The organism is Cyanobium sp. CH-040 (assembly GCF_024346135.1).
In the GTDB taxonomy this organism is placed as follows: domain Bacteria; phylum Cyanobacteriota; class Cyanobacteriia; order PCC-6307; family Cyanobiaceae; genus NIES-981.
In genome coordinates this window covers 263,745-277,988 of sequence record NZ_JAGQCJ010000001.1, presented here as the reverse complement: position 1 = coordinate 277,988, position 14,244 = coordinate 263,745, and the positions used below count along the sequence as shown (strand labels likewise).

Below are 14,244 nucleotides of genomic sequence, written 5' to 3'. Positions count from 1 at the left end.
TCAGCGCTCTGCGCCGACGATCAAGCCATCCGTGGGGCTGCCTGTCTTCGAGCGGGCGATGACCAGATCGATGGTGCCGCTGCGCGACTTCAAAAGCATCGGCAGTCTTCTTTCGCTCAAGCAAGTCACCCTCGGCAGCAGCACCCTCCTCATCAATGCCATGGGCGATGTGAGCTACCTCTGAGGCGATCGATCCTCCAGCCACTCGCGCCAGAGCCGCTGATCGGCCTGGCTGCCGGGGCCGGCCACCAGCGCCACCGCCTGACTGGCCCGGCTCACGGCCACGTACACGAGCTGGCGCCGCAGCAGCTCGTCCCGGGGCCAGAAGACATCACTGTCCACGAACACCTCGCCGAAGGTGCTGCCCTGACTGCGGTGCACCGTGAGCACGGCGGCGGGTCCGAGCGCCGCAAACGCGTCGCGCACCAGGAAGAACTGCCGCCACAGCCCCCGGGCCGCGGCCTTGCCCTGGTCCCGGGCCGCAGCGCGGGCCGCGCTGCGCAGCCGCTCCAGCACGCCGTCGAGGGCCTGGCGGGGGGCACTGCCCGCCGGCGGCAGCAGGCGCAGGCTGAGCGGTGTCTCGCCAGCCTGCGCCATGGTGGTGACCGTGGCGGTGAGGGTGTCGATCAGCGGGGCGTCGCTCACCCCGAGATCGGCGAGGTCGCAGCGCTCGGGGGCCACATCACGCACCACCAGCTCCCGGTTGGAGCCGAGCACCATGTCGGGCTCCTCGGCCGCCTCCGCTCCCTGGCGGCAGGCGGGAGCCATCACGGCGCTGCGGCTGATCAGCACCTCTCCCGGCAGCACCGGCAACTGGTCGGCCATCGTGCCGTGCAGGGCGCGGCGGGCGATCGGCACCAGCCGCTCCAGCGAGCGGTTGGTGTAGCAGAGGATGCGGGCCAGATCCGGGTTGTCGGTTTCGGCGCTGCGGCGCAGGGCGGCCTGGGCCTCCGCCAGCCACTCCTGGCGATCGAGCAGGGCCACCCGCCCCTCGGCGGTGCGGACCGGAGGCAGCGGCGGCGGCCGCCGGCAGGGCAGGGCCTGCTCGCGGATCCCCTGGGCCAGGCGCAGCACCGGCCCCTGATGGCGCACCACCTGACGCAGGGCCACGGTTCGGGCGCAGCCCAGGGCGAACACCGGACTCTCGGGCTCCCCCACCGGCGGCAGCTGGGCCGGATCGCCCACGAACACCAGCCGGGTGCGGAAGGGATGGGCGCAGCGCAGGGTGATCTCCAGCAGCTGGCTGTCCACCATCGAAGCCTCATCGATCAGCACCAGCCCCAGGTGCTCCAGCGCCGCTGCGGTGTGCTCGCTCTCCTCGCAGCGCTCCAGATCGCCCTGCCGGCGGAGCCGCAGCCGCAGCAGGCGGTGGATGGTGGACGGGTACCAGGTGGGGTTCAGGCCGGCACCCAGCAGATGGCTGCGCAGCACGCCGACCGCCTTGTGGGTGGGGGCCACCACGGTCCAGCACAGGCCTGAGGCCTCCGCCTGGGCCAGGAAGCGCATCGACAGGAAGGTCTTGCCGGTGCCCGCATAGCCGCTGAGCACAAAGGGCAGGCCGGCGGCCGGTTCCCCCAGCCAGGCGGCGAAGGCCTCGCTGGCCGCCTGCTGATCGGGGGTGAGGACGTCAGCCAACGGCGCCCGGCAGGCCCCAGAGCTGGGCCAGGTGCAGGGGCGAGCCCACCAGCACCAGCCCGGGCAGGGCCACGGCCGGCCCCATCAGGGCCCCCGCCAGCACCTCCAGGCGGGTATGGCCGAGGTTTTCCTTCAGCGGCTGCAGGGGACCGCCGGCGCTATCCCCCCCTGGGCCGGCCTGCGGCGTCCAGGCATTCACCCGTGCCGCCGTGAGACCGGCGGCACGGCGCACGCCCGAGGCGTCGTAGAGCACCACGAAGCACATGGTGGCCGCCAAGGCGAAGAGGGGATCGGCGAAACCCAGCTGCCAGCCGAGTCCCGCCGCCGTGCCGGTGAGCAGCGCCGAATGGCTCGAGGGCATGCCGCCGGTTTCGACGAGCACGCGGGGATTCCAGCGCCGGTGCACCACGAGCTCGATCACCAGCTTGGACAGCTGGGCGGCGCCGCAGGCAGCCAGCCCCCACCACAGAACGCCGTTGTCGAGGAGGGCGATCATCGATCGCGGCTGGTGATGTAGTCGGCCAAGGCGAGCAGGGGTGCGACCCTGGCCTGGCCCTCCCCGGCGTCGGCGAAGGGGGCCAGGGCGGCCTTGGCCTCCGCCACCAGGGCGTCGGCCCGCTGGCGCGATTCCTCCAGGCCCAGCAGCTTGGGATAGGTGGTCTTGTCGGCGGTGAGGTCCTTGCCGGCGGTCTTGCCCAGCACCTCGCTGCTGGCGGTCACATCGAGGATGTCGTCGATGATCTGGAAGGCCAGGCCGATGCCGCGGGCGTAGGTGCCCAGGCCGGCCAGCAGGGCATCACCGGCACCGGCGATGTGGGCGCCGCAGAGCACGCAGGCGCGCAGCAGGGCACCGGTCTTGTGCAGGTGGATGTACTCGAGGGTCTCCAGGTCCACCTCCTTGCCCTCGCATTCCAGGTCCACCACCTGGCCGCCCACCAGACCGGGAGCGCCGGCGGCCAGCGAGAGCTCCCCCACCACCGCCAGCAGGCGCTCGGCCGGCACCCCCGGGCTGCGGCGGGCCACCATCTCGAAGGCACGGGTGAGCAGTGCATCGCCGGCGAGGATCGCGTTGGCCTCGCCGTACACCTTGTGGTTGGTGGGCCGGCCGCGGCGCAGGTCGTCGTTGTCCATCGCCGGCAGGTCGTCGTGGATCAACGACATGGTGTGGATCATCTCCAGGGCCACCGCCGTGGGCATGGCCAGCTCGGCCTCGCCGCCGGCCAGTTCACAGGCGGCAAGGCAGAGGATCGGCCGCAGCCGCTTGCCGCCCGCCAGCAGCGAGTAGCGCATGGCTTCCCGGAGCGATTCCGGCCGCTCCGGCCCGAGTGACCCGTCCAGGGCCGCCTCCACCCGCTGCCGCGCCGACTCGAGATAGGCCCCGAAGTCGAACTCAAAGTCCCGGTCCCGTCCCGTGGTCGTCGCCACCGCAGCCATGGGGGAAGGAATCGCTGCCGGGGATTCTCTCAGGCGGGGGCCATGGTCCGATCCAGCCACCTCAGCGGGAGCCCTTGCAGCGGGAGCCCTTGCAACGGGAGAAACTGCACCGGGAGAGACTGGTGTGACGCGCACCTGCCCTACCGCCCCGCCAAGCATGCTGCCCACCTGCATCAGCGACACGGCGGAACGACGCCGCCGGATCGCCGCCGCCACCGCCGGCGTGGTCCCGGATCACTGGGTGACCCTGCGCCAGGGGCCCCGGCAGGTGCCGCGGACGCCGCTGGCCCAGGAACTGCTGCTCTACCGGGTGGACAACGGCCGCCTGCTGGCTGAGCTGCAGGAACGGCTGGTCAACCAGCCCGAGCGCCGCCGTCATCTCGTCGAGCAGGAAAGCGAGCCCGGCACCCAGGAGTTGCTGCATGACCTGCTGCTCGAGAAGGCGCGGGATCCGGAAGGTCCGATCCTGCAGGAACTGGAGCGGCTGGCGGTCCAGACCGAACCGCTGCTGGTGGATGCCGCCGGGGTCGTGGTGAACGGCAACCGCCGCCTGGCGGCGATGCGCTGGCTGCTGGCCGTCGATTGCGAGCGCTACGCCCGCTTCCAGACGCCCCTGGCCGCGGTGCTGCCGCCGGAGGTGCAGCGGGCCGATCTGGAGTTCATCGAGGCGGCGCTGCAGATGGCGCCGGAAACCAAGCTCGCCTATGGGTGGCTGGACCGGCGCCTGAAGATCCGTGAGCAGCGCGAGTTGCTGGGGCTGGCGGACGCCTGGATCCAGGAGGCCTACCGGATGCAGCAGCCCGAGCAGCTGCAGCGGGAACTGGCGGAGCTGAAGCTGGCTGAGCGCTACCTGAAGGAGGTCTGCGGCACTCCCCTGCGCTATTCGTCGATCGCCGACGCCGAGCCCCTGTTCTCCGGGCTCTGCGCCCAGCTCGCCGCCCTGCCCGGGCGGCTGTCCCGGCCCTGGCGGGCCCTGGGCCTGCTGCTGATCCACCAGCGCCAGCAGCTCGACACCGGCCTGGCGAAGCATTTCCCCTTCGCCGATCCGGTGGCCTCCGAACTGCCCCGGGAAGTGCTGGCGCGCCTGGCCCAGGACTGGGGGCTGGTGAGCGGGGATCCCGAGGCCAGCGGCTCCGAGACGCTGCCCAAAGCGGTGCTGCGGGAGCTCGCCGCCAGGGCCGGAGCGGAAGCGCAGCGCGAACGCCACGCCGTCCAGGTGCAGGATCAGCTGGATGCGACACGGCTGCAGCTGCGGCAGGAGCGCATCCCCCAGCGGCTGGCCGAGAACCTGCATCAGGTGCGCCGGCAGCTGCGGAAGCTGGATCTCAGTCGGCTCGACCGGCGGGAACGGCAGCGGCTGCGGGGGGAGCTGGCGGCGCTGCTCACCGAGGCCGAACCGCTGCTGGGCGGTGCAACGACCGTCCAGCCAGGGGCGCAGCCCGGTCCGCTGCGTCGCCTGCTGCAGGGCTGGCGCGGTTAGGTCAGACCACCAGATCATCGAGGCCGTGGGCCCTGCCGTGGCGACGGCACCAGGCCACCACCGTGTTCACCAGCAGCATGGTCACGGTCATCGGCCCCACCCCGCCGGGCACCGGCGTGAGGGCGGCGGCCAGCGGTTCCACCTCCTCGGCGCGCACATCGCCGCACAGGCCTCCTTCGGGCCGCCGGTGGATGCCCACGTCCACCACCACCGCCCCGGGCCTCACGTGATCGGCGCCGATGATGCCGGGGCGGCCGGCCGCCACCACCAGCACATCCGCCTGCCGGCAGAGGCCAGCCAGATCGGCGGTGCGTGAGTGAGCCACGCTCACGGTGGCGTCGGCGGCCTGCAGCATCAGCGCCATCGGCTTGCCCACCAGGATGCTGCGGCCCACCACCACCGCCCGGCGGCCGGAGAGCGGCACCCCATGGCGGGCCAGGAGCGCCATCACCCCGGCCGGGGTGCAGCTGCGCGGACCCGGCTCCCCCTTCAGCAGCCGGCCGAGGTTGAGCGCGTGCAGACCGTCGGCATCCTTCTCCGGATCGATCGCCGCCAGCAGCGGCCCCTCCTCCAGACCGGCGGGCAGCGGCAGCTGCAGCAGGATGCCGTCGCAGGCGGGATCGGCATTGAGACGCTGCACGGCCGCCAGCACCTCGGCGGCGGACGCAGTGGCCGGCAGGTGCGCACCCAGGCTGGTGATGCCCACCCGGCCACAGGCCTTCTCCTTGTTGGCCACGTACACGCCACTGGCGGGATCGTCACCCACCCGCAGCACGGCCAGCCCGGGCGGACGGCCGATCGCGTCCTGGCGGGCGCCGATCGTGGCGCGCAGCCGCGCTTCGATCTCGGCCGCAAGCTGACGGCCGTCGAGTCGGGTGGCCATGGTGGATACAGGGCAGGCCCCAGCTTGCACCGGCCCTGCCGATTGGTCCTGCCGATTAGTTTTGTCGCATGCGACAGCCGCGGCTGCGAACCCTCTGGCGGCGTCTGCTGCGGGCTGAGCGGCCGCTGCAGAGCCCGGCGTGCTGGCGCGGCCAGGATGCGGCGGCGGTGCTGCTGGTGTGCCTGCTGGCGGCCCTGCTGGCCAGCTGGCCCTGGCTGGTGGAGCCGAACCTGCGCGCCGGCATGGTGGCCCCCTTCACGGTGCGGGCGCCCCAGGCGGCCCGGGTGGTGGACAGCGCGGTGCTGGAGCAGCGCCGTGAGCAGATGCTCCCGCGCACCACCGTGCAGGTGGTGGACGAGGCGGCCAGCGCCATGCTCCGGGAGCGGCTCGAGGAGAGCCTGCAGGCCATGGACATCCAGGGCGGCAAGGAGCCGAGGCTGGTGAAACCGGTGTCGCTCACCGAGGCCGAACGGGCCTGGCTGCGGGGCCTCAGCAGTGTGCAGCGCACCGCCTGGGAACGGGAGGTGCGCCAGGCCCAGCTGCGCATGCTCAGCCAGGGGCTGGCACCCGGGGTGGCGGAGGGTCAGCTGCTCCAGGCCGCCAGCCTGCAGCTCGACGGCCTGGCCAAGGAAGCCCGGGACGTGGGCTCCCGGCTGCTGGTGCACGGGCTGCAGGGCCAGTCGAATCTGCGCAGCGATCCGGCTCTCAGCCAGCGGCGCATCGAAGCCCTGATCAACCAGGAGGGCATCCCCACCATCAACGTCAAGCAGGGCGACCTGGTTGTGCAGCAGGGCGAGCGCATCAGCCCCCAGGCCTTCGACGTGCTCGATTACTTCGGCCTGGTGAACCGGCGGCCGCGGCCCATGGCCTGGCTGGGCCACTTTCTTGAATCCCTGGCCGTGTGCCTCGTGCTGGTGCTCCTGCAGCGGCGCTGGCGCCCCAGCCTGGAGCCGCGCCAGGTGATGCTCTCCCTGGCCGCCCTGCTGGCGGTGCAGGGCGTGAACCTCTGGCTGGGCCCCCTGGCCAGCCCGATGCTGCTGCTGGTGCCGCCCACCCTGCTGCTCTCCCAGGGCATGGGCAGCGGCTGCGGACTGGCCTGGCTGGCGGCGGCCACCCTGCTCTGGCCGCTGCCGCTGAGCGGAGTGCTGGGCATGCGGCTGCTGGTGGCGGCCGCCACCGGCACGGTGGCGGCGATGGCCGCCGACCGCCAGCGCAGCCGGGCCGGACTGCTGCAGCTGGCGGTGCTGCTGCCTGCCGGGGCGGTGCTGATGCAGTGGCTGCTGCTGCAGGGCCGCGGCCAGCCCGGTCAGATCGACCTGGTGGGCGAGGGACTGATGCTCGCAGGCCTGCTGATGCTGGGGCTGCTGCTGGCGCCGCTGGTGGAAACATCCTTCGGGCTGCTGACGCGGGCCCGGCTGCTGGAGCTGGCCGACCTGGAGCGGCCGCTGCTGCGCCGGCTCTCCTGCGAGGCGCCGGGCACCTTCGAACACACGCTGATGATCGCCGGGCTGGCGGAGGAAGGGGCCCGCAGCATCGGTGCCGATGTGGATCTGGTGCGCACCGGCGCCCTGTATCACGACGTGGGCAAGCTGCACGGGCCCCAGTGGTTCATCGAGAACCAGGAGGGCGGCCACAACCCCCACGACCAGCTCGACGATCCCTTCACCAGCGCCGCCATCCTGCAGGCGCATGTGGACGAGGGCCTCAGGCTCGCCCGCCGCTACCGGCTGCCCCGTCCCCTGGCGGACTTCATTCCGGAGCACCAGGGCACCCTCAAGATGGGCTACTTCCTGCACCAGGCCCGCGAGCGCAATCCGGCGGTACCGGAGGAGCTGTTCCGCTACCGCGGCCCCACCCCGCGCAGCAGGGAAACCGCGATCCTGATGCTGGCCGACGGCTGCGAGGCCGCCCTGCGCTCCCTGCCTCCCACCACCACCGAAGCGGAAGCCCAGGAGATGGTGCGGCGCATCCTGGGAGCCCGCCAGCGCGATGGTCAGCTGGCCAGCAGCGGCATCAGCCGCGCTGAGCTGGAGCTGCTGATCCGGGCCTTCGTGCGGGTGTGGAAGCGCATGCGGCACCGGCGCATCCCCTACCCGATCCCGGCCCGCAAGGCCTACAGCGCCTGATGGCCCTCAGCTTCCGGCAGTTGCAGGCCCAGCTCCAGCCCTCCTGGGGGCGGGCCACCGGCGGCCACGGCCCCGAGGTGGACGTGCTGGTGGTGCCGTCGCTGTCGATGGATCAGCGCCAGATGGGCCTGGTCACCGGTGCCCACCACTACGAGGAGCGCCAGCTCTTCTCCCTGATCGGCCTGCGCCATCCCGGCGTGCGCATGGTGTATGCCAGCAGCAAACCCCTGGCCGATCTGGTGGTGGACGCGGTGCTGGAGCTGCTGCCGGGCGTGCCCACCTCCCACGCCCGGCGGCGGCTGCACCTGGTGGACACCGACGATGCCTCCTGCCGGCCCCTGACGGCCAAGCTGCTGGAGCGGCCCGCGCTGCTGCAGCGCATCGCCGAACTGCTGCGTCCGGGGCGCAGCTTCATCAGCTGCTTCGTGGTGAGCGATCTGGAACGGCAGCTCTCGGAGCGGCTGCAGGTACCGCTGCTGGGCACCGATCCGGCCCTGGCCCACTGGGGCAGCAAGGCGGGCAGCCGCGAACTGTTCGCCCGCTGCGGCGTGCCCCATCCCCCCGGCAGCGGGCTGGTGCATGACCTCGACGCCCTGGCGGACGCCACGGCGGAACTCTGGGAAGCCCATCCCCACCTGGGCCGCTGCGTGGTGAAGCTCAACGAGGGCTTCAGCGGCGAGGGCAACGCCGCCCTGCCGCTGGAGCCCCTGAACCTGGCGGAACTGGGGCCGCGGGAGAGGCGGCGGCGCCTTCGCAGCTCCCTGGAGCGGCTGCCGATGCCGACCGACACCTGGCTGACGCAGCTGGCCGAGCAGGGGGCGCTGGTGGAGGCCTGGCTGGATGGGGGTGAGGCGATCCGCTCGCCGAGTGTGCAGGGGATGATCCACCCCGGCGGCGGGGGCCGGCCGGCGGAGGTGGAGGTGCTCTCCAGCCACGAGCAGGTGCTGGGGGGAGGCAACGGCCAGACCTACCTGGGCTGCCAGTTCCCCGCCACCGCCGCCTACCGCTCTGAGCTGCTGCGCCACGGCCTGGCGGTGGGGCAGGCCCTCGCCGCCGAGGGGGCCCTGGAGCGCTATGCGGTGGACTTCATCGCGCGCCGCATCGGGGAGCACTGGGACCTGCAGGCGATCGAGGTGAACCTGCGCCAAGGCGGCACCACCCATCCCTACATGGCGCTGCAGGCGATCACCAGCGGCCGCATGCAAGCCGGTGACGGCCTGTTCCGCTCACCCGCCGGCACGCCGCTCTACTACCGGGCCACCGACAACCTCTGCGACCCGCGCCTGCGCGGGCTGCTGCCGATCGATCTGATCGACATCGTGGCCGAGGCCGGCCTGCACTACGACCCGGCCCAGCTGCGCGGCAGCGTCTTCCATCTGCTGGGCTGTCTGTCGGAATTCGGCAAGCTGGGCATGACCTGCATCGGCCGCAGCGCCGAGGAGGCCGATGCGGTCTACGCCGCCACCGAAGCGCAGCTGCTGCGGGCAGCCGCAGGCCGCGGCCGCACGGCTCACGACCAGCGCCGCTGATGCCAGGCCCAGGCGTCCGCCAGGATCGTGGGCAGGTCGGAGCGCTGCGGACTCCAGCCCAGCTCGGCCTGGGCCCGGCCGGCATCGGCCACCAGTTCGGCCGGATCGCCGGGGCGGCGCGGCCCGTCCTGAACCGTGAGCTCACGGCCCGTGACCTGCCGTGCCGCCTCGATCACCTCCTGCACGGAGTAACCATGACCGGTGCCGAGGTTGTACACCAGGGGGCCAGCGGCTGAAACGGTCGGTGCTGCCGAAACCGGCTCGGGACTGCCGTGCTCGGAACTGCCGTCCAGCAGCCGCTGCAGCCCGAGCCCGTGGGCGGCGGCCAGATCGCTCACGTGGATGTAGTCCCGGATGCAGGTGCCATCGGGGGTGGGATAGTCGCGGCCGTACACCTGGATCGCCGGGCGGCGGCCGGCGAGGGCCTCCAGCACCAGCGGGATCAGATGGGTTTCCGGCGTGTGGTCCTCGCCCAGGTCACCGGCCGGATCGGCGCCCGCCGCGTTGAAGTAGCGGAAGATCACGCTGGGCTGGCCGTAGGCGGCGGCGAAGTCCGCCAGCAGCTGCTCCACCATCCACTTGCTGCGGCCGTAGGGGTTGATCGGCTGCTGCGGGGTGGTTTCGCGGATCGGGATCTGATCGGGCTCCGGGATGCCGTACGTCGCGCAGGTGGAGCTGAACACCAGCGGAATCGGGCTGCCGCGGCGCTGACTCTCGGCCCGCAGGGCCTCCAGCAGCACCAACGTGTCGCCGAGGTTGTTGCGGTAATAGCGGGCCGGATCGGCCACGCTCTCGCCCACATAGGCGTAGGCGGCGAAGTGCAGCACCGCCCGCACCGCGCCGGCGGGCAGCAGCGGATGGCTGCCCTGGAGCAGCCGATCGAGCAGCCCGCGATCCCCGAGCTGCCCCACCACCAGCGGCACCGCCAGCACCTGCTCGGCGATGTCACGGTGGCCGTACACCAGGTTGTCGAGCACCAGCACGGGGTGGCCGCTGCGCTGCAGATGGCGCACCGTGTGGCTGCCGATGTAGCCGGCACCGCCGGTCACGAGAATCGTCATGGCTGCAGCAACCGGCCTGGGGCGATGCAGGGGGGCCGGGTCATGATCCCAGGGGATCGGGCAGGATTGGGGTTCAGCCGAGGCCGATCCGATGGACCCCAGCGCATTGGCTCCAGGATCCTCCGGTGACGCTTCCGGCACCGGGTCCGGGTCCAGCACCCTGCCCCAGCCGCCCGATTGGGTGATGTGGCTGCAGGTGGGGCTCACCGCCCTGCTGGCCGTGCTGTTCGTGGCGATGCTGGTGCGCGCCCGGCAGCAGGGCATGCGGATCCAGGAACTGCAGGAGCGGGTGCAGGGCCTGGAGAACAGCCGTGCTCTGGAGCGCACCACCGGCCTGGAGGAGCAGCTGCGAGCCACCGTTGAACGTCTGCAGGCCGTGGAGCGGGACAGCAGCCGCATCGAACTGCTGCGCGCCGAGACCGACAGCCTGCGGGATCAGCTGCGCCAGCTCAGCCGCGCTCCGGCCGCCGGTGTGCCGGGCAGGGTGGCCCCCGCCTCCCCGCCGGCGCCGGCGCCGGCGGCCGGCACGACCAGGGAGGGAGCTGCTGGGGAGCCGCCGGGCGTGGGTGGCGGCGCGCCGGCCACAGCTCCGCCTCCCCCGGGTCTGCCCTGATCCCCCGGGCCTGCCCTGAGCAGAGGTCACACCAGGTGCTCAGCCCTTCACGGCATCGCCGCTGGCACTGGGCAGGATGTAGCGCTGCAGGCCGATGAACAGGACCATCACCGGCAGGATCGACACCACCGCGCCCGCAGCCACCAGCCGCCAGTCGAGCGAGAAGCTGCTGGCCAGCTGCTGCAGCCCCAGGGGCAGGGTGTAGAGCTCCGGCTCATCGAGGATCACCAGCGGCCAGAGGAAGTCGCTCCAGGTGCCGATGAACACGAACATCGCCAGCGTGATCAGATCGGCCCGGGCGGCGGGGATCATCACGTTCCACCACTCGCCGATCGCTGAACAGCCGTCGATGCGGGCCGCCTCCTCCAGCTCCACCGGCACCCCCAGGAAGCTCTGGCGCAGCAGGAAGATGCCGAAGGCGGTGGCCGCCTGGGGAATGATCAGCGCCCAGAGGGTGTTGCGCAGGCCGATCTGCACCATCAGCAGATACAGGGGGATCATCACCACCTGAAACGGGATCAGGATCGTGGCCACCACCAGCGCCAGCACCAGCCCCCGGCCGTTGAAGCGCATCCGCGCCAGCGGATAGGCCGCCAGCGAGCAGAAGGTGAGGTTGGCGAACACCGCCAGGCCGCTCACGATCGCGCTGTTGCGCAGATAGGTGGCCATCGGGCTGTCGGAGAACAGACGCCGGTAGGCCTCGAGGCTGGGCTCGGCGGGCAGCAGCGCCGGCGGGCTGGTGAAGATGTCCTCCGCCGGGCCCTTGAGGGAGGTGCTCACCAGCCACAGCAGCGGCACCAGCATGGCCAGGGCCACCAGCAGGAGGATCACCAGCTGGAGGCCGGCGGCGAGGGGAGAGCGGCGCGCAGCCGTGGTGGAGGCAGCCATCAGAAGCTCATGCCGGCAGCCCGCATGCTGCCACTCACACCCTGGGGCGGTCGGCCAGGGGCAGATCGCCCAGCACCGGCAACGGGGCCCGCTGGGGGTGAAGCGGCAGGGTGTGGCTGCCGGCCAGCAGCCGGTTGAGGGCGTTCACGAAGGCCTGGGCCGCCGCCACCACGATGTCGGTGTCGGCCGCGTGGCCCGAATACAGCACCCCCTGGTGGCGCAGGCGGATCGTCACCTCACCCATGGCGTCGATGCCCTCGGTGACGCTCTTCACCGAGAACTCCACCAGCTCGTTGGGCACCTGGGCCAGGCGGTTGAGCGCCTGGCACACCGCATCCACCGGGCCGGTGCCGATCGCCGCCTCAGTGAGCTCGGCACCGTCGGCGTTCACCAGGGTCACGGTGGCGGTGGGCTGCAGGCCGGTGCCGCAGCTCACCTGCACGCTCTTGAGGGTGAAGCTGCTCTCGTCCTGCTGCTGCACCTGCTCGCTCACGATCGCCTCCAGATCGCGGTCGGTGATCTCCCGCTTGCGGTCGGCCAGCTCCTTGAAGCGGGCGAAGGCGTCGTCGAGGTCGTCGCGGCCGAGCTCGTAGCCCAGCTCCTCCAGCCGGGCCCGGAAGGCGCTGCGGCCGGAGAGCTTGCCCAGGGAGATGCGGTTGTCGGTGAGGCCCACGGTGCGGGCGTCGATGATCTCGTAGGTGAGGCGGTTCTTGAGCACGCCGTCCTGGTGAATGCCGCTCTCGTGCGCGAAGGCGTTGGCGCCCACGATCGCCTTGTTGGGCTGCACCGCCATGCCGGTGAGGTTGCTCACCAGCCGCGAGGTCTTGGTGATCTCCTCGGTGCGCACGCCCGTGAGCGGCTCGGTGCTCTCCGCCGGCCGCCCCAGGAAGGGGTTGAAGTAGCTGCGGCGCACGTGCAGGGCCATCACCAGCTCCTCGAGCGAAGCGTTGCCGGCGCGCTCGCCGATGCCGTTGATCGTGCACTCCAGCTGGCGGGCGCCGTTCTTCACGGCCTCCAGAAAATTGGCCACCGCCAGGCCCAGGTCGTTGTGGCCGTGCACCGAGATCACGGCCTGGTCGATGTTGGGCACGTGGGCGTTGATGCCGGCGATCAGCTCGCCGAACTCCGCCGGGGTGGTGTAGCCCACCGTGTCAGGGATGTTGATCGTGGTGGCACCCGCCTTGATCGCCGCCTCGATCACCTCATACATGAACTCCGGATCACTGCGGCCGGCGTCCTCACAGGAGAACTCCACGTCGTCCACCAGGGAGCGGGCGTAGTCGACCATCTCGGCGGTGATCGCCAGCACCTCGGCGCGGCTCTTGCGCAGCTTGTGCTCCAGGTGGATGTCGCTGGTGGCGATGAAGGTGTGGATGCGACGGTGGGCCGCCGGCGCCACGGCGTCGGCGCAGGCCTTGATGTCGCCGGCCGCGGCGCGGGCCAGGCCGCAGATGATCGGGCCGTCGGGAGTGCCCACGCTCTCGGCGATGCGCTGCACGGCGTTGAAGTCGCCGGGGCTGGCGAAAGGGAAGCCGGCCTCGATGATGTCCACCCCCAGGCGGGCCAGCTGCTGGGCGATCGCCAGCTTCTCCTCCAGGTTGAGGCTGGCGCCGGGCGACTGCTCGCCGTCGCGCAGGGTCGTGTCGAAGATCAGCACCCGGCCGGGGTCGCGGGCCATGGAAGGCTCCTTAAGCGGAATGACTATGAGCTGCCCCCATTCTAGAAGCACGCCCCGCTCCCTTCAGGCCGGACGCACGGGCCTGGTGCCCTGTGCCGTGCGCCAGCCTGCGTGGACGCGCCTGCGCGGGCGGGCCGTGAGCGGGTCGCCGGTCAGCGGGAGAACACCGGCGCCTGGATCGCCTCGGCCTTCTCCAGCTGAGGACGCAGGCCGGCCAGATCCACGAAGCGGTCGGCGGCGTTGCGCAGCTCCCGCGCCACCATCCCCTCGGTGCTCATCAGCACGATCTGCAACCCCCGCGCCCGCAGCACTTCCACCAGCCGGTCCAGGTCGCGGCTGCCGCTCAGCAGCCACACCACCTCGGTGCGGTCGGCCACGGTCAGCAGGTCGACGGCGATCTCCACATCGAGATTGGCGCGCACGAACTGCTGACGCGCCTCACCCTCAGCGGCGCCGGCACCCCCGCCCGCCCCCGCCAGCTCCCGCAGCGGCCGCGTGCGCACCGTGAAGCCCAGGCTGGTGAGGGCATCGCGGAAGGGCCGCTGGTCGCCCGGATCGCGCAGGCCGGCATACCAGAACGCGCTCGTGAGCTCCAGTTCCGGCTGGGCCTCGGCATGGGCCAGAAGCCGCCGGGGATCGAAGAACCAGCCCAGCTTCTGCTGGGCGTAGAACATGCTGTGGCCGTCCACCGCCAGCACCAGCCGGCGGCGCGGGCGCCCGGTGCAGGGTTCAGGGGGCTGGGCGCTGGTCACGGGCGCTGGGTCGGCAGGCAGGAGGGCAGCGCAGGCGGGGTGCTGCCGGGGTTGGGCCTGTACAGCCCTCGGGCTCGACCGTAGCCCGCCCATCCATGCGGGGGAGCCCCGGCGCTGTCTACGCGGCAATGCAGTCTCCCCGGCAATCCAGGCCCTGGACTGGCG

General features: G+C 71.9%; 13 protein-coding genes. 5 read left to right on the top strand and 8 right to left on the bottom strand.

The genetic code is table 11. From position 1 onward, the window contains the following. Nucleotides 1-31: 31 nt before the first annotated feature. Complete coding sequence (locus KBY90_RS01535) at nt 32-184, top strand: hypothetical protein (protein ID WP_254966630.1); 153 nt, start codon at nt 32-34, stop codon at nt 182-184. On the opposite strand, the gene KBY90_RS01530 is transcribed toward KBY90_RS01535, so the two are convergent. The 3 genes from KBY90_RS01530 to crtE are packed head-to-tail and all read right to left on the bottom strand — an operon-like array spanning nt 175 to nt 3,069. Continuing rightward, a complete protein-coding gene (locus KBY90_RS01530; RefSeq protein WP_254966629.1) occupies nt 175-1,635 on the bottom strand; it encodes an AAA family ATPase in 1,461 nt (486 codons plus the stop codon). The genes KBY90_RS01535 and KBY90_RS01530 overlap by 10 nt on opposite strands. Further along, complete coding sequence (locus tag KBY90_RS01525) at nt 1,628-2,131, bottom strand: divergent PAP2 family protein (RefSeq protein WP_254966628.1); 504 nt, start codon at nt 2,129-2,131, stop codon at nt 1,628-1,630. The genes KBY90_RS01530 and KBY90_RS01525 overlap by 8 nt, the downstream gene beginning before the upstream one ends. Further along, nucleotides 2,128-3,069, bottom strand: a complete 942-nt coding sequence (crtE, locus tag KBY90_RS01520; RefSeq protein WP_254966627.1) for a geranylgeranyl diphosphate synthase CrtE — start codon at nt 3,067-3,069, stop codon at nt 2,128-2,130. Before crtE ends, KBY90_RS01525 begins: the two co-directional genes overlap by 4 nt. Nucleotides 3,070-3,226: 157 nt before the next feature. Between crtE and KBY90_RS01515 the strand changes: the two genes are divergently transcribed. Continuing rightward, the gene (locus KBY90_RS01515) at nt 3,227-4,549 is read left to right on the top strand and encodes a hypothetical protein (RefSeq protein WP_254966626.1); all 1,323 of its coding nucleotides are present in this window, start codon (nt 3,227-3,229) and stop codon (nt 4,547-4,549) included. 1 nt (nt 4,550) lies between these two features. On the opposite strand, the gene folD is transcribed toward KBY90_RS01515, so the two are convergent. Beyond that, a complete protein-coding gene (folD, locus tag KBY90_RS01510) occupies nt 4,551-5,432 on the bottom strand; it encodes a bifunctional methylenetetrahydrofolate dehydrogenase/methenyltetrahydrofolate cyclohydrolase FolD (protein WP_254966625.1) in 882 nt (293 codons plus the stop codon). A 68-nt stretch (nt 5,433-5,500) separates the two neighbouring features. Here folD and KBY90_RS01505 point away from each other — a divergent pair, with 68 nt between their 5' ends. Together KBY90_RS01505 and KBY90_RS01500 are read left to right on the top strand one after the other, a co-directional pair. After that, nucleotides 5,501-7,558: an HDIG domain-containing metalloprotein gene (locus tag KBY90_RS01505; RefSeq protein WP_254966624.1), complete on the top strand. Its 2,058-nt coding sequence runs from the start codon at nt 5,501-5,503 to the stop codon at nt 7,556-7,558. After that, nucleotides 7,558-9,087 (top strand): peptide ligase PGM1-related protein, encoded by a 1,530-nt coding sequence (locus tag KBY90_RS01500; protein WP_254966623.1) that lies wholly within the window; start codon nt 7,558-7,560, stop codon nt 9,085-9,087. Before KBY90_RS01505 ends, KBY90_RS01500 begins: the two co-directional genes overlap by 1 nt. Here the strand turns inward: KBY90_RS01500 and galE are convergent. Then, on the bottom strand, nt 9,069-10,148 hold the full coding sequence (gene galE, locus KBY90_RS01495) for a UDP-glucose 4-epimerase GalE (RefSeq protein ID WP_254966622.1): 1,080 nt from the start codon (nt 10,146-10,148) through the stop codon (nt 9,069-9,071). The genes KBY90_RS01500 and galE overlap by 19 nt on opposite strands. 91 nt (nt 10,149-10,239) lie before the next feature. On the opposite strand from galE, the gene KBY90_RS01490 reads away from it, so the two are divergent. Further along, nucleotides 10,240-10,761 (top strand): hypothetical protein, encoded by a 522-nt coding sequence (locus tag KBY90_RS01490; RefSeq protein WP_254966621.1) that lies wholly within the window; start codon nt 10,240-10,242, stop codon nt 10,759-10,761. Nucleotides 10,762-10,800: 39 nt separating this feature from the next. Here KBY90_RS01490 and KBY90_RS01485 read toward each other — a convergent pair whose 3' ends face one another. The 3 genes from KBY90_RS01485 to KBY90_RS01475 all read right to left on the bottom strand — a co-directional run bounded on the left by KBY90_RS01485 (nt 10,801) and on the right by KBY90_RS01475 (nt 14,079). After that, nucleotides 10,801-11,649, bottom strand: coding sequence for a carbohydrate ABC transporter permease (locus tag KBY90_RS01485; RefSeq protein WP_254966620.1), 849 nt, complete (start codon nt 11,647-11,649; stop codon nt 10,801-10,803). Nucleotides 11,650-11,683: 34 nt separating this feature from the next. Further along, nucleotides 11,684-13,327 carry a 2-isopropylmalate synthase gene (locus KBY90_RS01480; RefSeq protein WP_254966619.1) on the bottom strand — a complete coding sequence of 548 codons (1,644 nt, stop codon included), beginning with the start codon at nt 13,325-13,327 and terminating at the stop codon, nt 11,684-11,686. A 152-nt stretch (nt 13,328-13,479) separates the two neighbouring features. Then, the gene (locus KBY90_RS01475; RefSeq protein WP_254966618.1) at nt 13,480-14,079 is read right to left on the bottom strand and encodes an NYN domain-containing protein; all 600 of its coding nucleotides are present in this window, start codon (nt 14,077-14,079) and stop codon (nt 13,480-13,482) included. Nucleotides 14,080-14,244 lie beyond the last annotated feature (165 nt).